The sequence below is a fragment of the Levilactobacillus enshiensis genome (assembly GCF_007115095.1).
In the GTDB taxonomy this organism is placed as follows: Bacteria; Bacillota; Bacilli; order Lactobacillales; family Lactobacillaceae; genus Levilactobacillus; species Levilactobacillus enshiensis.
In genome coordinates this window covers 169,582-194,108 of record NZ_SULH01000005.1, presented here as the reverse complement: position 1 = coordinate 194,108, position 24,527 = coordinate 169,582, and the positions used below count along the sequence as shown (strand labels likewise).

At 48.2% G+C, this 24,527-nt stretch carries 18 protein-coding genes; 14 read left to right on the top strand and 4 right to left on the bottom strand.

Annotated features, from left to right (window positions below; genetic code table 11):
* The first annotated feature begins 218 nt into the window (after positions 1-218).
* From FAY32_RS06965 to FAY32_RS06945, 6 genes are all read left to right on the top strand, one after another.
* Complete coding sequence (locus FAY32_RS06965) at positions 219-1,073, top strand: glycosyltransferase family 2 protein (RefSeq protein ID WP_225428304.1); 855 nt, start codon at positions 219-221, stop codon at positions 1,071-1,073.
* On the top strand, positions 961-1,287 hold the full coding sequence (locus tag FAY32_RS14880) for a GtrA family protein (protein ID WP_263862544.1): 327 nt from the start codon (positions 961-963) through the stop codon (positions 1,285-1,287). Before FAY32_RS06965 ends, FAY32_RS14880 begins: the two co-directional genes overlap by 113 nt.
* Entirely contained in the window at positions 1,280-3,265 is a 1,986-nt protein-coding gene (locus FAY32_RS06960; RefSeq protein WP_143462728.1) for a glycosyltransferase family 2 protein, read from the top strand. Before FAY32_RS14880 ends, FAY32_RS06960 begins: the two co-directional genes overlap by 8 nt.
* A gap of 27 nt (positions 3,266-3,292) precedes the next feature.
* Positions 3,293-5,131: an ABC transporter permease gene (locus FAY32_RS06955; protein ID WP_143462727.1), complete on the top strand. Its 1,839-nt coding sequence runs from the start codon at positions 3,293-3,295 to the stop codon at positions 5,129-5,131.
* 30 nt (positions 5,132-5,161) lie between these two features.
* Complete coding sequence (locus FAY32_RS06950) at positions 5,162-7,000, top strand: ABC transporter permease (RefSeq protein WP_143462726.1); 1,839 nt, start codon at positions 5,162-5,164, stop codon at positions 6,998-7,000.
* A 339-nt stretch (positions 7,001-7,339) separates the two neighbouring features.
* The gene (locus FAY32_RS06945; RefSeq protein WP_143462725.1) at positions 7,340-7,765 is read left to right on the top strand and encodes an Hsp20/alpha crystallin family protein; all 426 of its coding nucleotides are present in this window, start codon (positions 7,340-7,342) and stop codon (positions 7,763-7,765) included.
* 143 nt (positions 7,766-7,908) lie between these two features.
* Here FAY32_RS06945 and FAY32_RS06940 read toward each other — a convergent pair whose 3' ends face one another.
* Both FAY32_RS06940 and FAY32_RS14795 read right to left on the bottom strand, forming a co-directional pair.
* The gene (locus tag FAY32_RS06940) at positions 7,909-8,757 is read right to left on the bottom strand and encodes an aldo/keto reductase (RefSeq protein ID WP_143462724.1); all 849 of its coding nucleotides are present in this window, start codon (positions 8,755-8,757) and stop codon (positions 7,909-7,911) included.
* A gap of 80 nt (positions 8,758-8,837) precedes the next feature.
* Complete coding sequence (locus FAY32_RS14795; protein WP_191988156.1) at positions 8,838-8,996, bottom strand: hypothetical protein; 159 nt, start codon at positions 8,994-8,996, stop codon at positions 8,838-8,840.
* A gap of 269 nt (positions 8,997-9,265) precedes the next feature.
* Between FAY32_RS14795 and FAY32_RS06935 the strand changes: the two genes are divergently transcribed.
* Both FAY32_RS06935 and FAY32_RS06930 read left to right on the top strand, forming a co-directional pair.
* Positions 9,266-11,605 carry a cation-translocating P-type ATPase gene (locus tag FAY32_RS06935; protein ID WP_143462723.1) on the top strand — a complete coding sequence of 780 codons (2,340 nt, stop codon included), beginning with the start codon at positions 9,266-9,268 and terminating at the stop codon, positions 11,603-11,605.
* Between the two features lie 112 nt (positions 11,606-11,717).
* Positions 11,718-12,242, top strand: a complete 525-nt coding sequence (locus FAY32_RS06930; protein WP_048733978.1) for a DUF1836 domain-containing protein — start codon at positions 11,718-11,720, stop codon at positions 12,240-12,242.
* A 211-nt stretch (positions 12,243-12,453) separates the two neighbouring features.
* Here the strand turns inward: FAY32_RS06930 and FAY32_RS06925 are convergent, their stop codons facing one another.
* The gene (locus tag FAY32_RS06925) at positions 12,454-14,247 is read right to left on the bottom strand and encodes a glycerophosphoryl diester phosphodiesterase membrane domain-containing protein (RefSeq protein WP_143462722.1); all 1,794 of its coding nucleotides are present in this window, start codon (positions 14,245-14,247) and stop codon (positions 12,454-12,456) included.
* A 412-nt stretch (positions 14,248-14,659) separates the two neighbouring features.
* Between FAY32_RS06925 and adhE the strand changes: the two genes are divergently transcribed.
* The 6 genes from adhE to FAY32_RS06895 all read left to right on the top strand — a co-directional run bounded on the left by adhE (position 14,660) and on the right by FAY32_RS06895 (position 22,623).
* Positions 14,660-17,278 (top strand): bifunctional acetaldehyde-CoA/alcohol dehydrogenase, encoded by a 2,619-nt coding sequence (adhE, locus tag FAY32_RS06920; protein ID WP_143462721.1) that lies wholly within the window; start codon positions 14,660-14,662, stop codon positions 17,276-17,278.
* Between the two features lie 202 nt (positions 17,279-17,480).
* Positions 17,481-18,218, top strand: a complete 738-nt coding sequence (locus FAY32_RS06915) for an SDR family oxidoreductase (protein ID WP_143462720.1) — start codon at positions 17,481-17,483, stop codon at positions 18,216-18,218.
* Positions 18,219-18,785: 567 nt separating this feature from the next.
* The gene (gene apf, locus FAY32_RS06910; RefSeq protein ID WP_143462719.1) at positions 18,786-19,409 is read left to right on the top strand and encodes an aggregation-promoting factor; all 624 of its coding nucleotides are present in this window, start codon (positions 18,786-18,788) and stop codon (positions 19,407-19,409) included.
* Between the two features lie 667 nt (positions 19,410-20,076).
* Positions 20,077-20,703 carry an aggregation-promoting factor gene (apf, locus tag FAY32_RS06905; RefSeq protein WP_143462718.1) on the top strand — a complete coding sequence of 209 codons (627 nt, stop codon included), beginning with the start codon at positions 20,077-20,079 and terminating at the stop codon, positions 20,701-20,703.
* A gap of 225 nt (positions 20,704-20,928) precedes the next feature.
* Positions 20,929-21,276 (top strand): aggregation-promoting factor C-terminal-like domain-containing protein, encoded by a 348-nt coding sequence (locus FAY32_RS06900; RefSeq protein WP_143462717.1) that lies wholly within the window; start codon positions 20,929-20,931, stop codon positions 21,274-21,276.
* A gap of 159 nt (positions 21,277-21,435) precedes the next feature.
* A complete protein-coding gene (locus tag FAY32_RS06895) occupies positions 21,436-22,623 on the top strand; it encodes an acetate/propionate family kinase (protein WP_143462716.1) in 1,188 nt (395 codons plus the stop codon).
* A gap of 277 nt (positions 22,624-22,900) precedes the next feature.
* Here the strand turns inward: FAY32_RS06895 and FAY32_RS06890 are convergent, their stop codons facing one another.
* The gene (locus FAY32_RS06890; RefSeq protein ID WP_143462715.1) at positions 22,901-24,523 is read right to left on the bottom strand and encodes an ABC transporter permease; all 1,623 of its coding nucleotides are present in this window, start codon (positions 24,521-24,523) and stop codon (positions 22,901-22,903) included.
* Positions 24,524-24,527 lie beyond the last annotated feature (4 nt).

The window sequence follows — 24,527 nt, the reverse complement described above, 5'->3', positions numbered from 1 at the left end:
AAATTAAAACGTACAAATTAACTGATGATTCGCGATTAATTATGGAAAATTACTTGCCTACCCAGTCTGCTGAGAGTGTCCCGAAACGTTAGGCGCTTTTCATGTTTTGTTATAACATATATGTAGACTTATATATGAAAAACAATTCTATTTTTATTTGGAATTAATTAACGAGGTTGAGTGTTTATATAACGCCTCGGCTTTCAGGGGAAATAAATATGCAAACCTTTGGTGTACTCATTCCGGCACTTAATCCGGATCAAAAATTAATCGACCTATTGCGCCAGTTACTGGTTAGCAATGGGCCAATTTCAACGATTCTAATCGTTGATGACGGCAGTGACGCGGCCCATCAACTGATTTTTAAGCAGATTGAAAGGATGCCCGATCCCCGATTACATGTGTTGCACCACGACCATAATCGGGGGAAAGGTGCGGCCTTAAAGACGGGCTTTCAATTTTATCTCGACCAAGCGACACCGGCGACGGGGATTGCGACCATGGATTCCGATGGTCAGCATACGGTGGCGGCCTTGGAAAAGTGCTTGGCCTTAGCGGGTCAGCGTCCAGACGACCTGGTCATTGGTGCGCGCAAGTTCACGGAGGACATTCCATTTCGGAGTCGGTTTGGTAACCTGTTGACGGATGGGTTAGTGCGGTTGATTACGCACCAAACGATTAGTGATACCCAGACTGGATTACGGGTCATTCCGATGAGTTACGTTCAGCGGTTGGTTAGCTTCCCTGGTGAACGGTTTGAATTTGAATTTGATATGTTACTCGAAGCAAAAAAGTATCACGTGACCATCAGCGAGCAACCGATTCCGACGATCTATCTCGATGGTAATTCATCCTCTCATTTCCGGGTGATTCGGGATTCTATCGCCATTTACTCGCGTTTTCTCAAATTCTCGGCGAGTGGTTTCGTTTTTAGTGGACATTGGTTTGTTCACTTTGCTAATGAGCCTCATTGGCAATCACGCGTTGCGGGCCATCATGGTGGCCACGATTATTGCCCGGTTGTTGTCTGCTATCGTCAATTATCTGTTGAATCGCCACATGGTGTTTGGTAATGCTGGTGAGCAAACTTTGTTAAAGTATGGTGCCTTGCTGGCCGTTCAGACGGTCGCATCGGGCTATCTGACACATGGCTTGACCGTGATGTTGCCCTTTGGTTCAGCACACTGGGCGCCAACGGTTGCCAAAATGTTGGGGGATTTCTGTTTGTTTCTGATTAGCTACTACATTCAAAAGAATCTGATTTTCAAAGAGGGACAGCATGTCTAATAAACGTCGAGCAGTTTACATCTTAGCCATTGTCTTATCGGTGATCTATTTGTTGTGGCGGGTGTTCTTTACCATCCCGTGGCATGCTAATATTTTTACGCTAATTTTTGCGTTACTCTTGGTGATTAGCGAAATCCTATCAAATTTTACGGGATTCATCCTGATTTTCTTCCGGATGCTAGCGACGCGGAAGAAGCAAGACATTACTATTCCGGACTATGATCCAGCGCAAACAGTTCCCGATGTGGATTTAATTATTGTGACTCACAACGAAGACGTTGAACTCCTGCGTAAAACGGTGAATGCCGCGACCTTTATTGATTATCCTGATAAAAGTAAGGTCCACGTGGTGATTTCGGATGATGGGAATCGACCAGAGGTTAAGGCCTTGGCTGAGCATTATCACGTCACTTACTCTGGAGTGGTCGACAACAAGCAAGCCAAGTCTGGGAATATCAACAGCACGATGGCCAAATTGGATTCACCGCTATTTGTGATCTTTGATACGGACATGATCCCATTCTCTGGCTTCTTAAACGCTACGGTACCGTTATTTCAGAAGAATTTTCGGGAATTGGAAGAAGATCCGGACAATACGGAGCCACTGGGATTCGTGCAGACACCACAAAGTTTTTACAACGCGGACATTTTTCAATTCAATTTATTTTCCGAAAAGGTGATTCCTAACGAACAGGATTTCTTTTCTCGCGATGTGAACGTGCTTAACGGGGGCAACAAGCGGGCCTTGTTTACGGGATCGAACGCTGTTTTCTTACGGAAGGCAGTTGACGAGGTCGGGGGCTTTCCAACGGACACGATTACGGAAGACTTTGAACTGGGAACCATGTTGAACATGGCAGGCTACATCAGTCTGGCGACAAAGGTACCTGAATCTAGTGGGATTACGCCAATTGACTTAAAAGGGGTCATTAAACAGCGGACCCGGTGGGCACGAGGTGTTATCCAAAGTTGCCGGAACCTACACATCTTTACGAATCCTAATCTTTCCTGGATCAACCGGTTGATCTTGATCAACACCTATTTTTACTGGTGGGCATTCTTTCGGCGGATGGTCTACATTACCGCGCCGATTCTCTATGCGCTTTTTAAGATTCAAGTAGTTAACGCCAACTTCTGGGTACTCATGGTCGTGTGGGCACCCGGTTACTTTCTCCTACACTACGTGATGGGGGATACCTCGGGCATGCACGAGACGAATGGGAAAATCCGAAATGAACGTTGGAGTGAGGTGCAGGAGACCTTCTTTGCCCCATACCTCTTCATTCCAGTCTTGTTGGAAACGTTGGGAATCAAAGCTAAAAAGTTCAAAGTGACAGCGAAGAACGTGACTATTTCTTTGAAAGATCGGTTATACATTTTGCCGTACTTTTTCCTCTGGGCCATTACGTTAGTGTCCATCATCAAGTTCAATTACGGCAAGTATGGTTCGGAAATCTTAGTCGGTAGTGTCATTACCTTCTGGCTATTAATGCACTTTATCAATTTGAGTATGTGCCTATTTATTGCTATGGGGCGTCGAGTTTACCGGAAGAATGAACGGTTCACACGCCGGATTTCCGGTCAAGTCCGTCGTGACAAGACGTGGCATCCATTCACCACGGAAGATGTTTCTGAGGGTGGGATTGCCTTCACGATGCCAGAAGACAGTGGTATTGCGCTTAAGGAAGGCGACGAGACAGACTTTCAGCTCGAATACCGGCACGAGAAAATCATCTTGCACGGTAAGATTGCGCGCATCAGTCACCGAGGGAAGCAAGCTATTTACAGTGCCATGGTTTCCGTTGAACCGGACCGCAATCGCGATTATTATCTACAGCTGATCTACGACGGGGCGAACCAAACCTTGCCGCGGGTTCAGGACACCTGGATCACCCCATTTGATGAGCTCTATATGAACTTCATCGTGCGGGCGCAGGCATTCGAACGTAGCTTTAGCCGGCGTTTCAACCGGTTCTAAATTTGAAAAGAGAGTGAGTGGTCGACTGTGTCATGGCTGGGATTAGGAATATACGTGTTAGGGCTGATCGGCTACGGGGGAACCTGTCGGCGGTTAGGCGTTAGTCCCTATCTTTCTTGGATTACGGCCATGTTATTTCAGATCATCGTGTTATATGGTTGCGCCATGGTTGGCGTTTTGAATGCCGGTATTCAGTGGGTCACTTATATTGGTGTTGCGCAGTTCGTGTTATGGACAATCTTGAGTTTCTGGCGAAAAGCCCAACTCCGATTTGAAGGGATTCACTTGTTTGACTTCTGGATGATTGGCTTGGGCCTCGCTATGGGCCAGGTGCTGTATCACAGTCCGCTAGTCCATTACGATAATTTTTCTCACTGGGCTGTCATGGTCAAATTTATGTTCTTCAGTGGACGATTACCAGGGGCGGCAGATAAACTAATTTCGTTTACGTCCTATCCCCCAGCGACCGCATTGTATATCACACAGGTTTTACATTGGACGGGATTCAGCGAAGGCGCGATGTTACTGGCGCAATTCGCATTGATCTGGGCTGCAGCTTATTCGATCTTTGCTGTGTTACGGGATCGCTCACGAGCGCTCATGGGAATGCTTTTGTGTCTGACGATTGCGGTCTCGTTTGTCTTCAACATCGCCATTCGCTTGAACAATTTGCTGGTGGATTATGTGTTACCAATCTTGGCAGTGGCCGCGATTGCCGGTATTTGGGCTTATCGCAAACATCCTTGGGTGTTGAGTGGCCATGTGGCACTGTTTGTGGCGGTGTTATTGCTCGTCAAGAACTCGGCAACGTTCTTCGTCGTGGTCATTGGCATCTACTTTGTGGTTACCCTGATTCAGAACAATCGGGAACACTGGTACGTGGCAACCCTCCGAATACCGATCCAGGCGGCGCTGACGTTGGGGTTGGCGGTGGTGCCGTTCCTGGTTTGGAACTGGCACGTGAAGACGACCTTCACCGTTTCAAAGCATGAAATCAGTTCGCAGGCCTATGCGAGTCAGTTGTCGGGTGAGAGTGCCAAGACGATTATGAAAATTTTCCACAAGTTCCTTAGTCAGATCCTGAGTCTCGGGTCGTTATCAACGCAGGGAATCCTGCTAATTAACGTCATCTTAATCGGAGCTTGGGTCATAATTCGCTTTGGCAGTCAGCAGAAAAATGCGTTGCTTTGGGTTGCGGTCATGCTCGATGTGATTTTCTTACTGTATTATGGGAGCTTGTTTGGTATGTACATTCTGTCCATGCCTTATGCAGAGGCAATTTTACTGGATGGATTTGAACGGTACATGGGAAGCACGGTAATTTTAAACCTTTATATTGGGGCGATGTTTCTGGTACGTGCCATGGATGGGGCCATGTATGAACAGAATTTTCAGAAGCGAGATTCGCGATCATTTGCAACAATCGTGACGAAAAATGCTTATCAGATAGGGACGTTGATCGTCGGGTTCTTTGCAATTACCATGATGTACTCGGAAATTACAGGGACCAAGTTTACCAATGAAATGAACCATAATACGTTGCCCTTGCAGCTGCAGCGGGACTCGAAGCCCTGGACACACTTGAATCATCGAAAGATTTTGGTTGTCGATCCGCATGCCGGTGATGTCGCCGATTACTATGCGGGATATGCGGCGCGATACTATTACTTTACGGACAAGGCAGTGGGCCAAGAAAACTTTATGGTCACGCCAGCCGTTTTTAAGCAGACTGTGCAAAGCTACCAATACGTGGTCATTCCGGAGTATCATCGAACATTTACGAAACTGACAAAACGGGTCTACCATCAAAAACTCAAAACGGGACTGTTTAAGGTCCATCAGCATTATTTGCAGCAACTGCATTAGAAGCGTCATCGCTAGGAGAGAGGTGCCAGCTTGTCCTGGTTAGGTTTACTACTAATTATTTTATCAATGATGGGGTATAACGGCAGTATTCGTCGTCTGGGTGTGAGTCCGTACCTCGCGTGGATTACGAGTATCTTAGTGCAGATTCTCCTAGATTATGTCTTTGCAATGTTGGGATTACTGCACTTGGGTCTGCGACTGGTGACCTTTTTCGGGGTGCTCCTATTAGTGGTTCGCTTGATACTGGGGTACTTTGGTAAGGGTGCGTTAAAGTTCGAAGGTATTCACAGCTTTGACTTCTGGATGGTCGGATTGGGATTAGTGATGGCGTATGTGCTGTATCACAGTCCGTTGGTCCACTATGACAACTTTTCTCACTGGGCGGTAATCGTTAAGTTTCTAACGTTTACTGGCCGGCTTCCTGGTGCGCATGATGCCATTATCTCGTTCACGTCGTACCCACCGGCGACTGCCTTATGGATCACGCAGATGGTGACTTGGACCGGATACAGTGAAGGTGCCATGCTGGTTGCACAATTTGGTCTCATTTGGGCTGCCTCATATGCTATTTTTAATGTTTTACGTGACCGTACGCGGGGACTGACCTCATTTATCCTGTGCCTGACGATTGCGGTCTCATACGTCTTTAACATTAATATTCGCCTGAATAACTTACTGGTGGATTACGTGTTGCCGATTATCACGGTGGCTGGATTGGTTGGTATCTATGTGTATCGCAACCAGCCGTGGCATCTGAGTGTGCATGTGGCGATCTTTAGCGCGAGCCTCTTGTTGGTCAAAAATTCAGCGGCTTTCTTTGTGGCGGTTCTAGTCATTTATTTCTTGTATGAGCTGATTACGAACGCACACGGCCATTGGTATTGGCAGATATTTAGTATCCCTATTCGTTTTGCGATGACAGTGGGTGTGGCTTTGGCGCCATTTCTCTGGTGGGAGTGGCACGTCAAGACGACTTTTACCGAGTCTAAACATGAAATTAGTGCCCAGGCGTATTCTCACCAGCTATCTGGTGAGGGAACGACCCACATTATTAAGATCGGTGAGAAGTTCTTGCATCAGATTTTGAGCTTCAACTCATTGTCGACGCAGGGCATCATTTTGATTAATGTCATTCTGTTTGTTGCTTGGTTTGTTATTCGGTACCGGAATCACCAGCGTAATCAGTTGCTGGGGATGTTGATCTTGCTAGATGTTGTCTTTGTCCTCTACTACGGTAGTCTGTTTGGGATGTATATCTTATCTATGCCATATGCTGAAGCGATTGTGCTGGATGGCTTCGAACGTTACATGAGTAGTACGGTGATTCTAAATCTCTTTATCGGCGCGATGGTGCTAGTCCGTGCGATTGACCGCACCTTCTATGAGCAGAACTTTAGCAAACGGGACCTGCGCGCGTTCAAGTCGATTGTGACGAAGAATGCGTATCAATTGGGCACCTTTCTGATGATTTTCTTTGCGATCATTATGATGTATTCAGAAATCAATGGGACGAAGTATACCAATATTTATAATCGGGGGACGTTGCCAATTCAGCTCGATCGAACCTCAAAGCCGTGGACGAAGCTGAGTCACACGAAGATGTTGATTGTTGATCCGCATCCAGGAGATGTGGATAGTTATTATGCGGGGTATCTAGCCAATTATTACTACTTCACAGATAAAGCGGTCGGTCAGGAGAATTTTATGGAGTCCAATTCCGACTTTAAGAAGAACATTCTCCGTTATCAATACGTGGTGATTCCTGAGTACCATCATACCTTTACGGTCATGGTGCGAAAGGTCTTCCACCAGCGCGTCCGGACCGGATTATACAAAGTAGAACGAGACGGGTTGAAACGTCAAAATTAAGTTTGGTTTGGTCGTTGTAGATGACTTCTGCAGCGACCATTTTTTTCGGCAACGTGATGACAAATCAAAGTTTAGCATAAAAAGGCAAACAAATGTTCACCTTTACGAAGACTGAACACAACCTTTACCAGTTTGATATATTTTGATTTTATTTGACCTTTAATGCAAAGATATGATTTAAATCTAATGTGGATTGGACACCTATAGATATAAATACTATTCTGATAGGGATTACATCAAGCGATTAGCACTATTAGACAGCGAGTGCTAATTACTTGCATTCCTGACCATTCCTGACTATTATAGATAATGTAATCAAGCAGAAAGGGGTTATGAATTATGGCTAACGATGTTATGAACCGGAACTTTGATTTCTTTGATCCAATGAATTTCTTCAATGAAGTGGGTAACTTGGGTCGCGACATGTTTAGTGGCGATGGCGCAATGAAGACGGATGTGGTCGAACACGACAAAGACTACGTGGTCACGGCTGAACTGCCAGGCTTTAAGAAAGACGATATTCACGTCGACTATCGCGATGACACGTTACGTATTTCTGGCAAGACTGAAGTCAACCAATCTGCAAAAAACGATGATGGTCGGATTCTTCGCCAAGAGCGGAGCAGTCAAAATGTTGCGCGTTCCTTCTATCTCCCAGATATTGATTTGAAGAACGTTCAGGCCAAGTATGACGCTGGAATTCTGACGCTGACCTTGCCAAAACAAACCAAAGTTGACGATAATCATGAAATCAGCATTGACTAACCGTTACAAGTAACAAAACGCTCACCCTAGAGATGCTCTGGGGTGGGCGTTTTTGGTCAGTTCTGGCGAAACCATTCGTGACTTCTATAAGGAAGTAAAAAGTCGTGTGACTGTCCAGATAGGATAGCCGCACGACTTTTAAGTTAATATTGCTTTCCCGTTTCATAAACGATTTCCGGTTCATTGCCGGTTCGTTCGTTCTTATTCAACAGGTCGATCATGGTCATCTCGTCTTCGGCTAAGGTGAAGTCAAAGATATCGGCGTTTTCCTGAATTCGCTCGACGTGAGTGGACTTGGGGATTGGTAATAGACCATGTTGTAGTTCCCAACGTAAAATAACTTGGGCGGGCGTCTTCCCTTGATGTTTGGCAATTTTTGCCAGCATGGGGTTGTCCAAAACGACGCGCCGGCCTAAAGGACTCCAGGCTTCCGTGACAATCTTTTGCTTCCGGTCGAAGTCGAGTAACGCCTGTTGATTCAAGTAGGGGTGGTATTCGACCTGATTGACGACCGGCATTTCCTTGGCCTGGGTGGCGAGTAACTCCAGGTGGGTCATGGTGTAATTAGACACGCCGATTGACTTCACCTTGCCGTCCGCTTTCAGCTGTTCCATGGCACGCCAGGTGTCGAAGAAGTATTCGTGGACTGGCCAGTGAACCAACAAGAGGTCCAAATAGTCTGTCTGAAGCCGTTTCAGCGACCCTTCAACGGCCTTCATCGTCCGGTCATAGCCTTGGACAATTTCGGCGACCTTACTGGTCAAAAAGAGGCCTTCGCGTGGTAAGCCTAGCTGGTGTAGCGTTGGCCCAAGAATGTCTTCGTTGCGGTACATCATGGCCGTGTCAAACATCCGGTAGCCGGCGTTCCAGGCGGCGTCAATCGTCGTGTTCATGGTTTCTTGGTCGCCGATTAAATAGGTGCCGAAACCCATAACGGGCATGCGGTTGCCGTCGGCGAGTTCAATCGTATCCGTAATCTTGGTGGGTGTCATCGTGTGTTCCTCCTTGACGGCAAATGTCGTCAGCATAATAAGTCTAGTTTAGGCTAAATTTACTAAAATGACAACGCTTTCTACCGGCGTTTAAACTGGTCATAAAGATTAATGGAAGCTTCGATCAGCATGCCAAACGTCATGAGCCACATGGCCAGCATATCTTGATGGGCTAACATACATCCGAGCAGAACTAAGTAGAGGATAAATAGGATAACAGCTGATGATTTATGATTCATGATGATTCCTCCCGTGGATTAAGTTGACCAGTTCATCAGTGGGGTTCGACCGATGACGGGCCGGCAGATTGTAGAAATCAGCGCACCTACGCGAGGCGGACGTGAGCTGGGTTCTACAATCTTCTTAATTTTAGTATAGCCGTTTCACGACTGGCCGTTAAATCGGTAGCGATTCACTTAAGGATGGTGAAAACTGGAACGGATTAGGAGAGCGCATCCCAAATATCTAGTACAATGGGGGTAACGAAACGGTAAAGGAGGCTGGTGTGATGGCAGACCGTTATTTACCACCGATTACTAGCGGATTGACGGCCACTGAAGTCAAGGAGCGAATCGCTGCGGGCCAACAGAATGACCCGTTACCGCCGCTGACTCGGAGTGTCAAACAAATATTTCGGGATAATTTATTAACCCTATTTAATTTAATCAACTTACTTCTGGGAGGACTGGTCTTGTTCACCGGGAGCTACAAAAACTTACTCTTTTTGGGCGTCGTTGTCGTCAACACGGGGATCGGTATCTTCCAGGAAATTCGCTCCAAACGTCAGGTCGACAAGCTGGCTTTACTTTCAGAAGCTAACATTAACGTGCTTCGCGAGGGTCAGGTCGCACCGCGCCACCAAGATGCCATTGTCATGGACGACCTCCTTGAAATCGGGCGGGGAGATCAGTTACCGGTAGACGGTCTGATTCGTGACACGCAGGGCATGGAGGTCGATGAATCCCAGATTACTGGCGAGTCGACCCCCATTATCAAGCAGACGGGAGACGACCTGGTTTCCGGGAGTGTTATTCTCGGCGGGCACGCCATCGTGCAGACGACGGCGGTCGGTAATGGGAGTTTCGTTAAGCAATTGGCGCATTCGGCTAAGCAGAAACGGCGCACGGCCAGTCAACTGTTGACGATTATCAATCGAATTATTAAAGTGCTCACGTTTGCCATCATTCCCTTGGGGGCCGCATTATTTATCTCAGCGATGATGCGCGGTCAGAGTCAAAACCGCGCGATCTTGGGCACCGTAGCCTCCATGGTCGGGATGATTCCAGAAGGGTTAGTCCTGTTGACGTCCGTGGCACTGGCAGCGGGGGCCTTTACGTTGGGCCGGCGCCACGTCCTCGTCCGTGAATTGCCGGCGATTGAGGCGCTCGCGCGAGTAGACGTGTTGTGCCTGGATAAAACGGGCACCATCACCAATGGTCTCCTTCAGTTGGAACGCATTGAATCGTTGACCCAGCAATCGACTGAGCAACTCAATGCGATCTTGGCCGAACTGGTGGCTGCAACGGGGGATGATAACGAAACGGCTCAGGCCGTTCAGACGGCACTGGGCACGCCCACGGTTGCTGCCGATACCATTTTGCCGTTTTCTTCTGGTCGTAAATGGAGTGGCGCGGCCTTTGATCAACACGCCTACGTCATGGGGGCCCCCGAGTTTATCTTTGAAACGGTGCCGGCTGACGTCAAACGGCGAATTCAAACGTTGGCAGCGCAGGGCTATCGCGTGTTGTTGTTGGCCGAAGTTGATGAATTGACTACACCACGGCCGCTGAACCCCCGGGCAATCGGTCTCCTATTGATTACGGATGAATTGCGGCCGCGGGCCAAGGACACCTTTGGCTTCTTTGCCAATCAAGACGTGGCCCTAAAGGTCATTTCCGGGGACAATCCCGTTACGGTCGCAAGTATTGCCGAGCGTGCTGGAATTGCCGGTGCCCAGCAGCTGGTCGACATGAGTCAGGTGGGCGCTGAACCAGATTATGATCGACTGGTCAGTGAGAATAATGTCTTCGGTCGGGTCACGCCCCAGCAAAAGGAACAACTGATTAAAGCCTATCAACGTGCCGGCCACACAGTAGCGATGACCGGGGATGGTGTCAACGACCTATTGGCTTTGCGTCAGGCTGACTGCAGTATCGCCATGGCGTCTGGGAGCGAGGCGACCAAGAGTCTGGCCGATTTCGTGCTGGTCGACTCGAACTTCGATGCCATGATTAACGTCCTTAATGAGGGGCGCCGGGTCATCAATAACATCGAGCGGGTCGCGTCCCTATTCTTGATCAAAACGATGTATTCGGTCGTTCTAACGCTGATCTTTATCTTCATGACGCGGAGCTATCCGTTTGAACCGATTCAACTGACGCCCATTTCGTCATTAATGGTGGGCATTCCCACGTTCTTCTTGGCGTTGCAGCCCAACTATGCCCGCATCACGGGACGTTTCATGCAGCAGGTCATGGAGATTGCCGCACCGGCCGCTATCTGCGTGGTCGGGTATATTCTCGTGATCATGGCGTTGGGAACGCAATTTGGTTTGAGCTTTGCGACGACCTCGACCTTAAGCGTCCTGATGACGGGAATGATCAGTTTAAATGCGTTATTGATGGTTGCCCGCCCACTGAATCGCTTTAAGATTGCGCTAGTGGCCATCATGGCCGGCTTGTTCGCTGTGATTTTCCTATTCTTTGGGCCGATTTTCTCGCTGGTCAATTTGTTGAATTGGAAATTAGCACTATTGTATCTGCCCCTCATGGCTAGCGTCATTCCCGTCTTTATCGTGGTTCAGGATATCCTGGGTCGCCGAATCTTAAGCCGAATTCGCTGGCGTTAACCCGTTACTGGTCTTTTCACTAGGTGAATTCCCGGATTTATTTCTTAGCTAGTCATTAGGACTAGATTCTATGCTATAATCGGAGGTAGAAACGGAAGGGTAGGGAAGTAACATGGCTGATTTTAATCAATACACCCGCTGGGAACATCAGATGCATGGCGTCAGACTCCCACGTTGGGACGACTTACCGAAGTTTGACCTTTACATGGACCAGGTTACGGCGCTGATCAACGATGTGCTGGGACCGCTGGGAATCGACACGATTACACCGGCAATGATCAATAATTACGTGAAGCACAACGTCATTTTGGCACCCGTTAAGAAGAAGTATCAGACCATGCAATTGACGGATATTTTGATGATCAGCCTCCTCAAGCCCATGTTCCAAACGGATACGGTCCGTTCGGGGATCGACCAGATCACGGCTGGTGATTATCCGAAGCAAGCCTACGACAACTTTATTGGTCAGTTGGAGGATCGCCTTCACCACCTCGGCGAGGAACAGGTTCAACCAGCGGCGAAAGACTTAAACGAAAAGTTGATGCAGGTGGCCGTCGATGCAGTGGTTGCTCGGCTACAGTCGGAGAAGTTACTGCACTTGATCAAGCGACCACTCCGAAAAATCGAGAAGAAATAACGTTAAAGTTTTAGAACTACGGCAAAATAGACTAACTTAACTCAAAATCGGCTTTTTCAGAAATTTGTACTAGTCCCTGTCAAGTTGACAAGGACTAGTACATTGTTAATTCTGAAAAAGCCGATTTTATTTTGCCATTATGGTGTCGAAGCGGGGGCTATAAGCGCAACTGCTTGCCTGATGGCTGATTCCCTTTTTTTCGCTTCTAAGATCATTGTGTCTGGGTTTCCAACGACAAATCATTCATAAACGTCAGCAGCAAGTTGGCGTAGCTGGGATGATCCGTGTTGTCTTTGATTTCCTGTTGAATCAGGTGCAGATTATTCGTGATGACGCCATTGACGCCCATGAACATCATTTGATCCATGGTCGTAATATCGTCGATGTCCCAAGCGTAGACCTTCTTGTGTTCGCGGTCAGCTTGGTCGATAAATGAATCGTTGAGGGTCGTCGACTCCATGGTATAGGCATTGGCGCGCGTATGTGGGAAGGTCAAGTTGTAGGGCAAGATGTAGCTGACAAATAGATCAGGGTGTTCCTTTTTCAGCCGATTCATGATGCCATAACTCAGTGTGTGGACCTGCTCGTGGTTGGCAATGATGCGCTGGCCGAATTGCCGGTAGAAACGTTCGGGAAGGTCGGGTGTATCGGCCCCACCGGTTTTAATTTCAATCAGCAATTTTTGATGATGACTGATGGCGGTATTGAGATAGTGATTGAAGCTCGGAATCTTGGCCTGATAGCCGTTCTCCGTGACGGTGACCTTGGTCAACTGAGCCAGGGTCATCTTGGAGACGCTTCGTTTCAGGTTCGCCAGTGTTTTTAGCGTGGCATCGTGCATCACGACAAATTGGTGATCCTTGGTCATCCGGATATCCATTTCAACGTAGTCTGGTTTTTCCTTGCTCGTTTTAACCATTGCGGGGATGGTGTTTTGGACACCATTGCCATTGTCCACACCGCGATGTGCGATGGTAAGCGGTTTACTCATGGCAAGACCATTTAGATAGATCAGGTTGAATCCAACAAGTGCCGCACTGATAAGGGTCAGGCCGCTGAGAATTAAAAGTCGTGTTCGTAAGCGCGTCTTCGCCGGTTCGCGGAAGCTAAAGAGCATGGACGGTGATAACTGGTGGGTGTCGTGGCTACTCAGAATGATCATCATGAAGATGACGGTGGAGTAACAAACGATAAATTCCGTGATAACTTCCATGAGAAACAGATTCACGGTCGCGGCCGCCAATGCAATCCCGGTCTTATCAAAGAGAAGTTGACCGAGGTATAACGCGGCATAGATGACAGCGATGGTAATGCTGACCATGACCAGCGTCAGCAGGATCCGACTGAGGTAGCGCCAGAAATGGCCCCGCGTCCGTTGCCAGCTGGATCGAATCGCCGCTCGACTATGCAGGTGGTCGATCATCATCAGCGGGAGGACGGCAATCAGCCGAATCCCTAAGTAGGCTGCACCGACGTAGAAGAGTCCCAGCAACACGGCGAACAGATTATTATCCGTTAAATAACTGACGATAAATGATGGGATGCGGGCCTTATTGAGCAGCGGTGTTGTGAACAGAATGCTTCCGAACGGCATGATTACAATGAAGTAACCAATGAAGAAAAGGAAGGTACTGGGTGAGGCCCCGGCAATGCTCCGGAACGTGTCGCTCAGGACATCGCGGGAGGTTTGTGGCCGCCCCCGTTTGATATTCGTGATCCCTAATAGGAGATAGGCAAATTGCCAGTAGATCAGGATGACCACGGCCAATAGAATCAGGAGTAGCCCAACGATGGCCAGGGGATGGCTGATGACGATACTGCCGATATTGGTGTAGGACACATAAGGGACGTGTTGCCAAGCCATGAGTTCAGCGGTAAGCCAAGTGAAGACGGGGACCGCGAGATAGCTAATGACGAGGTTGGTCACAAAGACGAGGGTGACGTAGCTTCCCCAGTGCTGGAAAAAATGGCGAGTTGATTCCCGCCAGAACTGCCAAGTTTGCACAGTTCTCAACTCCTCTCAAAGTAAAGTTGCTATGTAAGATTAAGGATGACAACGCTTAGCAAATCCATACCTTACTTTAGCATAATCTGGCGCTTAAATTTGGAAAAATACTTGTGGCGGAGGGGTGACTGCACTAAATTTCACTTCCTGAAAATAGCTCAGTCCGGTTATGAAAATGAAAGCACCCATTAGTGATTGTATTCACACCGAAAAATAATCCCAAAAAGTTTTTAATTTTGTGTTAGCGCTTACAACTTGTCTGACTGTAAGCGTTGATACTGTTGAGTTTAACTACCGGATTAACCAATTGTGATATTTTTAACATTTACGTCTTGCAAACTTTTTCAAATATGATAATATGAAACTCGTGAAGAAGTTAACAAGAATGTTTTCAAAAAATGGAGGCATAAGCATGTTAAAAAACGTGAAAGAAAATTCAAAAGCGACACCTAAAGAAACGACAGAAACGGTTGACCAAATGATCGATCGGTTAACCGCTAAAGCCCACGACGCGCTGTGCGCCATGGATGATTTTAACCAAGAAAAAGTTGATCACATCGTCCACCAGATGGCCATTGCTGGATTGGACCAACACATGGCATTAGCCAAGGCCGCCTTTGAAGAAACTGGCCGGGGGGTCATGGAAGACAAAGCCATCAAGAATATGTTTGCGACCGAAGAGATTTGGCATACCATCAAGAAGGATAAGACCGTTGGCATCATTAAGGACGACCGCGAACGGCAACTGATCACCGTTGCTGAACCACTGGGGATTTTGGCCGGGGTAACCCCCGTCACTAACCCAACGTCAACTACGTTATTCAAGTCCTTGATTGCTGTGAAGACGCGGAACCCAATCATCTTCGCCTTCCACCCACAAGCACAGAAGTCATCCGTCATGGCCGCAAAGGTCGTTCGGGATGCTGCGATTGCTGCCGGTGCACCTGAAGGGGTGATCCAGTGGATCGAAAAGCCTAGCTTGGAAGCCACGACCGCTCTGATGAACCATCCGATGGTTGCCAGTGTCTTGGCTACCGGTGGTCCTGGCATGGTCAAGGCCGCTTACTCAACTGGGAAGCCAGCCTTGGGTGTCGGTCCTGGTAACGGCCCAGCCTACATTGAAAAGACGGCCAACATCAAGCGGGCCGTTTACGACATCGTGCTTTCTAAGACGTTTGATAATGGGATGGTCTGTGCCTCAGAAAACAGCGCCGTTATTGACCATGAGATCTACGCTGATGTGAAGAAGGAAATGGAAGCCCGTGGCGTCTTCTTCATTAAGAAGAGCGATGAAAAGGCATTGGCTGATGCTATGTTTGTGCCAAACGGTGGGGTCAAAGGCCCAATCGCTGGGATGTCCGCACGAAAGATCGCTGACTTAGCCGGCATCAAGGTACCAGAAACCACTAAGGTCTTGGCTGCCGAAATTACTGGTGTGGGGCCAAAGTACCCACTCTCTCGTGAAAAGTTGTCACCAGTTCTGTCCGTATACAAGGCCAAGAGTCAAGCAGACGCGTTCAAGCTCTGTGACGACTTGCTGCACTTTGGCGGTCTGGGACACACGGCCGGCATCCACACCATGAATGATGACTTGGCAACCGAATTTGGCATCAAGATGAAGGCTAGTCGGGTCTTAGTCAATACCCCTTCCGCCGTTGGTGGGATCGGGAATATCTACAACGAAATGGTGCCATCATTAACGTTGGGAACTGGTTCATGGGGTAAGAACTCCGTGTCCCACAACGTTTCCTCATTTGACCTGTTGAACATCAAAACGATTGCAAAGCGGCGAAATAACATGCAGTGGATTAAATTACCTCGAGTTTACTTTGAAAAGACGTCGGTGCGTTACTTAGACGACATGCCTGGTGTTAAGCGGGTCTTCCTAGTCACCGACCCAGCCATGGTAGAGTTAGGTTACATTGATACCGTCTTGAACGAATTGAAGCGGCAACCAAACGGGATTGAATACTCATTATTCTCCGACGTTGAACCGGACCCAACGACCGATACGGTTAACCGGGGAGTTGCCCAAATGCGGACCTTCAAGCCCGATACGATTGTGGCTTTAGGTGGGGGTTCTGCGATGGATGCTGCCAAGAACATGTGGTTATTCTACGAAGATCCAGAAGCTAGCTTCTTTGGTGCCAAGCAGAAGTTCTTGGACATTCGGAAGCGGGCTTACAAGTTCAATAAGCCGCACAAGGCCCAATTCGTTGCGATTCCAACGACTTCTGGTACCGGTTCTGAAGTCACCCCATTTGCCGTGATTACGGACTCCAAGACCCACGTGAAGTACCCATTGGCCGACTACGCGTTGACGCCGGATGTGGCCATCGTGGACTCACAATTTATCGAAACGGTGCCTAAGCGCACGGTTGCTTACTCTGGTCTGGACGTGTTGACCCACGCCATCGAATCCTACGTGTCCAACATGGCTTCCGATTACACGCGGCCATGGTCGTTACAAGCGATTAAATTAGTTATGGACAACCTGACGAACTCCTACAATGGTGACATTACCGCTCGCGAAGAGATGCACAACGCCTCAACGTTAGCTGGGATGGCATTTGCCAACGCCTTTCTCGGGGTCGACCACTCTATCGCCCACAAACTGGGTGGGGAATTCGGGTTACCACACGGTTTGGCCATCGCCATCACTTTGCCACACGTTATCCGGTACAACTTCAAGGAACCAACGAAGCTGTCCATGTGGCCGAAGTACGAATCCTTCAGAGCCGATGAAGACTACGCTCAAATCGCGCGGTACCTCGGCTTGCCAGGAACGACCAAGGAAGAGTTGAAGGAAGCCCTCGTCAAGAAGATTATTGACTTGGCCCACTCCGTCGACGTGACGTTGAGCTTGAAGGCCAACGGTGTCGACAAGGCCCACTTCGACAAGGTCGTTGACCACTTAGCCGAATTGGCCTTCGAAGACCAATGCACGACGGCTAACCCTAAGGAACCTTTAGTTTCCGAATTGAAACAGATTATGTTAGATGAATACGACGGAAAGAACGTTGAAAAATAAAGATTGATTGAAGGCGACTGCTCAGTAATGGGTGGTCGCCTTTTTTTGTGGCTAGTCATTGGAAATACAAAAGTGGTGAGGCCAGTAGGCGAGGGCTTGGCGAAAGGTCAATGGTAAAATTACCTATATGGAAAATGAGTTGCCAAATAAGAACTAAGAGGTATCATAGAGGTATCAGAACTGAATTGGAGGAAATTTCAAAATGACGAAAAAAGTGGTTGTAATCACGGGTGCTTCTAGTGGCATTGGCGAGGCTACGGCGAAGAAATTGGCTGCTGCCGGGAATCAATTGGTCTTAGGTGCACGGCGGGAATCACGCCTACAAGAGATTGTTGCGGCCATTGAACAGGCCGGTGGCGAGGCCGTTTATGCGGTAACGGACGTGACTGCCAGCGACAGTGTGCAGGCCTTGGCCCAAAAAGCCGTGGACACTTATGGCCGAATCGATGTCTGGATGAATAATGCTGGTTTGATGCCCCAATCCGAACTGATTCAGGGGCGGACGACAGACTGGGATCGCATGATCGACGTTAACATCAAGGGTGTTTTGTATGGGATTGCAGCGGCCTTACCAATCATGCGGGCCCAAAAGAGTGGGCAATTTATCAACACGGCTTCCGTTGCGGGTCACGCGGTTCATCCGGCAAGTAGCGTTTACAGTGCCACGAAGTACGCGGTGCGGGCCATTAGCGAAGGTCTGCGGCAGGAAGAAGCCATTGCGGGCAGTAACGTACGGGTCACGGTCGTTTCACCAGGGATGGTCGCAACCGAATTGACTAATCACATCACGGATGCGGCCACCAAGGATCGGTTGGAACATGCCTGGGCTGACAACGCAATCAGTCCCGAAGAAGTGGCGGATTCCGTTCTATTTGCCGTGAACTTACCAGAAAATACCAGCATGAATGAATTGGTTATCCGACCAACCAGTCAAAAGTAGGCTGGCATGCAATACGGGCAAGGGGTTTAGCGGGGGTTAATGTGTTAAAAAAAGTGGGTTTCTACTATAATATAGACCCGTTTTGATTGACCGGAAATTAAACCCCCGTTTTAACTGACAGGTTATCATCAATTTTTGACGACGGCCCGGCGACCGTTGTTAAATTGCTGAGGTGAATTGACCTGGAAATGAGTCGCAATTTAGAGTGATTTGGTTCCTCAGAGTCATTAAAAATGATCCGTCATCGAGACTGATGACGGATTTTTTGCGGTCATTTTCAATAAAATTGAGGCAAAAGAGTCAAATTATCATCGAATTTTCATTAAATATGACAAATTTTACAGCTATTTGCGTGCAAAACACACTGATTTTGACGGCTCATTTTCGCTAAAAAGGGTAAAAATGGGACAAAAAAAGCGTTTTATATGACAACGGTGTAACAAATATTACGGAATGTCATACTGTAATATTTTTCTTAATACTGGCGTAACCTAACATCAACCTGAATGACATACCTATCGGTTATTCTAATAGCCGTTAAGCAAACAAAGGAGGACATTCATTTCTATGAATATCAAAAAAGCTTTAGTTACGACTCTTGGGACGGTTGCCGTTGTCGGTGCCGGTCTCTTCGCCACAAACGAAACGGCAAACGCCGATGTTAAGGTTACGGTCAAGCAGGGGGATTCTGTTTGGTCATTAGCTAACAAGTACGACTCATCCGTTAAGGCTATCGAAAAGTCTAACAACTTGAGCAACGCTAGCTTGATCTTTGTCGGTCAGACGTTGAACGTGCCGAACAGCACCCAAGCTAAGCAATACAGTTCTTCATCTGCTTCAGTTGCAACGCAAAACTACAGCAACAACACGGCTAGCCAATCAACTAGTCAAAGCAGCAACAACACTAACTACAACACGACTTCTAACTACACCAGCAGTAACACCACTGCTTCTACTGGCGTTTCTGGTTCAGAAGCTAGTGCCAAGGCATGGATCGCCAACAAGGAATCTGGCGGTTCTTACTCTGCAACCAATGGCCAATACATTGGGAAGTACCAACTGAGCTCTTCCTACTTGAACGGTGACTACTCAGCCGCCAACCAAGAAAAGGTTGCCAACTCATACGTAACCTCCCGTTACGGTTCATGGTCAGCAGCACAATCCTTCTGGCAAGCAAACGGCTGGTACTAAACTAGCTTAGTAAAGCCAACTTACGTTTAAATTCAAGTAACGCCCTCAGATGCAGGTCTGAGGGCGTTTTTTGTCTAAGCTGTTCAAGACGCGATCCAGAAATCTGAGCTACTGATGATGGTTATTCGGAATCTCTGACCAGGATGGCTGGCGGGTGAGGACCTGGCCAATACCATCCGGGAACTTTTGAGGGCCACATGTTGTGACCTTGGCTACTAATAATAGTAAGAACCACGTAACGTGGGATCAATGATCACTTAGATTGAGTTATTGATTTGTGGGTCAGCCGCACTTTTTGCGAGCTATCGGTATGGATTTGACTGATCGTTGCTTACAAGTCGTCACTAAATTGGGTTAAAAGTCCCGATAGGCAAGTAAGTCAACCAAGATTTGCTCTAAATTCAAATAAATTGAGGGGCCACTTAAATCGGTTTACTGGCAAGAAACCGTTAGATTATCTCCCGGTTACCCGCAGTTGTGAATAGATTAGGTGGCAAATGTTTCGGTGTTGTTAACCACATTACGGTTTGTCATTTAAGCCAGTTTTTCTTAATCAGGGTGTAACGTCCCGACAACTCGGATGTAACGTCCACAGGTTATGATAGGTCTCGTTAAGTAATTGATAGACAGACAAGCTTCACTAATCAAAAGGAGGACGTTCATTTTTATGAATATCAAAAAAGTTTTAGTTTCTACGTTAGGTACTGCTGCTGTGTTAGGTGCTGGATTCTTCGCGAACACCACTTCCGCTAACGCCGACGTCCGGGTAACGGTGAAGTCAGGAGACACGGTCGCTAAAATTGCTAATCAATATAAATCAAGTGTTTCGGCCATTGAAACGGCTAACAGCTTAAAAAACGTTAACTTAATCTACGTGGGTGAATCCTTAACGATTCCGGATTCAACCACATCAACCACCACGACTGCTACAACGAACAATGCAGCCACGACTGGCTCAGCACAAACGACGACTAACTATAGCAGTCAAAAGAGCACGGGGACGACCACGTCCGCTAATCAGTCTGCCGCTACTGGGACCACGGCAGCCACGACGTCGAACACCACTTCTAGCTCCACCTCTTCAGCGAAGTCTTGGATTGCCAACAAGGAATCTGGTGGCTCTTACACGGCGTCTAACGGGAACTACTACGGGAAGTACCAATTGACCAAGTCATTGTTAAATGGGGACTATTCCGCTGCTAACCAAGAAAAGGTGGCCAATTCTTACGTCACCTCGCGTTACGGTTCATGGTCTGCTGCTAAATCCTTCTGGCAAGCAAATGGCTGGTACTAAACAGTCTGAGCTTAACCCGTTTGGTAAGTTAGCTAAAAAAATGTGATTTCTAAACGACGGCATTTCCTCCTGAGGAAACCGCCGTTTTTTGCTGGTTTAAAGCGCTTTTTGACACCATCCAGTAAAAAGTGGGGTGGGATGTTACAGTTCTGTAACATTCGGACAACTAGACTGTAACCTGAAAAGGTTATGATATTCTTAACAAATCCGTTAGGGGGAACCACGTTGAAGCTCAAGACATTTTTTATGGTTATCGTCATGGTCGTTTCCATGGCTCTGCCTAGCGTCACCGGTGTGATGAGCACCACAACAGCTGATGCCAGCGTCAAGTACGTTTGCACGCTAACTAAGAAAGAAAAGCGCGCTAAGGCTTGGATCGCCAGAAAAGAATCTGGTGGCAATTATCGTGCCCGTAATGGTCGTTATTACGGAAAGTACCAATTGACCGTTTCCATGTTGCGCGGTGACTACAGCAAGTCGAATCAAGAAAAGACGGCTGATAACTATGCTCACAATCGTTATGGGTCATGGCAGGGTGCTAAGCGTCACTGGTTAGGCTACGGTTGGTTCTAAATTTAAAATTGGTGGTCCGAGATGAAAATTCTCGGGCCTTTTTTGGTGGTTATAACTAAATTGATAAAGAGTTTCACCGGTGAGTGAACTTTTTCTTGAAAACGGTTACATTTTTCTTTAGACTAGGAAGTAAGTCAAATGGGAGGAGTAACACTAATCATGGCAAAAACATTGGCAATTAATGCAGGCAGCTCCACATTGAAATGGAAATTGTTTTCCATGCCGGAAGAAACCGTTATCGCATCGGGGATGGTCGATCGGCTAAATCTCCCGGGGTCGATCTTTAAGGTCAAGCTACCAGATGGTAAGAAGATCGTTGATACGCAGGACAACATTACCAACGAACTTGCGGCGGCAATGGTTCTGACCCGGTTGAAGTCTTACGGTATCGTGAAGCACCTGAGCGAAATTACCGGTGTTGGTCACCGCATCGTTGCTGGTGGCGAGGTGTTCAAGGACTCTGCGGTCATCACGCCGATCGTGTTGAAGCAGATCAAGGAATTAAAGGACTACGCGCCGTTGCATAACCCGGTTCAGGCGTACTACATTGAAGTCTTTCAGCAATTGCTGCCGGAAGCCAAGCAAGTTGCCGTATTTGACACCTCACTGTACGCTGAGATGCCGGCGGTCAACTATATGTATAGTATTCCATATGCGTACTACGAGAAGCTCGGAGCTCGAAAATATGGCGCTCATGGGACCAGCCACCGCTATGTGGCCCACCGAACGGCTGAGATTTTGGGGAAGCCACTGGAAGAACTGAAATTAATTACGCTACATCTGGGATCTGGTTCATCGATTACAGCTTTCGACCATGGTCAGGCGCTGGACACATCGATGGGCTTCACGCCATTAGCGGGGGTCATGATGGGCACGCGTTCTGGTGATATTGACGCCTCATTGGTCGCCTTCTTGGCGGAAAAATTGGGGAAGACGATGCCGGAAATGATCGATGTCTTGAATCATAAATCGGGGTTGTTAGGGATCTCCGAGCTGTCACCAGATCAACGAGATTTGGAAAAGACACAGGATGATCGACCAAAATCGAAGCTCGCTTTAGCCATGTTTGTGAACCGAGTCGTCCGCTATGTCGGCAGTTACATTGCTGAGTTGAATGGGGTGGATGCCATCGTCTTTACGGCGGGTTCTGGTGAAAATGGTGTGGCGATGCGACAAGCGATTGCGGATAAGCTCGCTTACTTTGGCATCGCGATTGATCCCGCTAAGAATGATTTCCGGGGTGAAGAACATATTGTCAGTCCAGATGATGGTCGGGTTAAGGTCCTCGTTGTACCAACAAACGAAGAACTCATGATTGTGCGTGATGTTGAACGCCTAACCAAATAAAAGATGTCAAAAACATATCCCCCGACTACCAACGATGGTGGCCGGGGGATATGTTTTTGATTTAAGTCGTACGTTATGGACTCGGGGGAGCCAACGTACCCTCAGCATACCGGATGCCTTCGGAAATTGCGAGCATTATGATGCTGTACTAATTAGGGGCAGAAAGGTCTGAGGGACAGATAGCTAGAGCCCCTAAAGACTACGTGGGGTGATGAGTTTGGCAAGTTTGATTATTAATGCGGACACTTAAGCGGTTTACTGTTATGACAATCCGATGTTAGCTCATGTGAAGATCACGGCGACGGTAGCCAAGCCAACCGATAAGCACGAAAACAAGCGCTAAAGCAATCATCCAACTAAAGGTCGTCCAGTTCACATCATGTTGGGGAACACGGGGCATCCAGCCCGAGGGAGCGAGCCGCTTGACCCAGGTGGGCAATTTTAAGAGGCTCCCCATGTAGACACTAATGAAGCCAAGGGCGAGGTAAAACCAACTGAAGGCTTTCAGGCGGGGCCAGCAGCCGACCAGGAGAACACTGAGCGCCAAGAATACCCAAACTTCGGGAAGTTGTGCCCAGACACCTTGCCAAAACTCGCTGGCACTGATGCCATCTTGAACGTGTTTCAGACTGGCATCGCCCATAACAACGATACCGCCTAAGCCGCCAATGTAGGCCAACGTACTGGTGATAAATGCAGTGCCAACGTAGCTAAAAAGCAATCGTGTGCGACTGAGTGGCCGGGCGTAGAGCGCCTCAAGCCAGCCGCGGGTTTCGTCACTGTGTAACTTTAGGATGAGCTGCATGCCGGGAATGACGGCAACGGCGGCCATGACGATTGCTAAGAGAGAGGTAAAACTGAGTAAGACCTGATGATTGGCTTCATGGACCATGGCTTTACCGAAAACTTGTTGCATGGTCGGATTGGTTTTGAGAATATCACCAATGGTATTGAACACAGTTCCATAAGCGACGCCGAAGATAATGATACCAATGAGCCAACCGAGAATAACGTTGCGTTGCCGTCGCCAAATCAACGAGACGGGACCACGTAGAAAGACGGAGGCATTCCGGCGACCGGGGCGGGTCGTAATGGCACCGGCGCCGAGATCCCGGTGATCATGGGCAATAACGGCAACTTGGGCCAAGACGAGCGCTAGTAATAAGCTCAACCAAATGGGGGACCAGTTGGGGTGGTTGTAGGGCGCTAATTTCTCAATCCAACCCAGAGGTGACCACCAAGTGAGACGGGGATGCTGAACGTCGGTAATCATCCGGACGAGGTAGCTGAGGCCAAACAGACTATAAGCTAGCCCGGTGGCACTAGCCGAATGGTCGGCTAACTGAGCAGTTAGTAAGCCGAGAAGGCCGAAGAGTAAGCCGGTGCTGGCTAACCCTAGGCCAATCAGCCAATTGCCTTCGATGGTGGCACCAGGCATGTTGGCGGCGGTGAGGCCCAGACTGTAAAGAATCCCCAGAAAGCCATTTACGAGGAGCAACTCAGTCGCAGCGGCGGCTAAGGGCGCTAACGTGCCGACGGCGTGGGCGCGCACGAGTTCAGTGATACCAAGATCTTCCTCGTAACGGGTCGCGTGAATGCTGAGGGTCAAGTTCATGACGACTTGAATCAAGGCCATGAAGAGCAACATCTCATTTGCAAATATTTCAGCGGTGGTCACCTTACCGGTGAAAGAAAAGGCACCAAACATGGCGACGATACCGGGGCTGGCCAGTGTTCCCTTGATCGCGGCAATTTCAGATTGCGTGCCGTAGATTCCTTCAAATTTCCAAGCAACACTGGTCATCAATGCGGCGAGGAGAATGATCCACATGAGAATTCGGAACCGATCCCGGCGTAAGTTCAACCGGATCAGTTGGCCGGTACGTCCGTAACGTGACATGGCG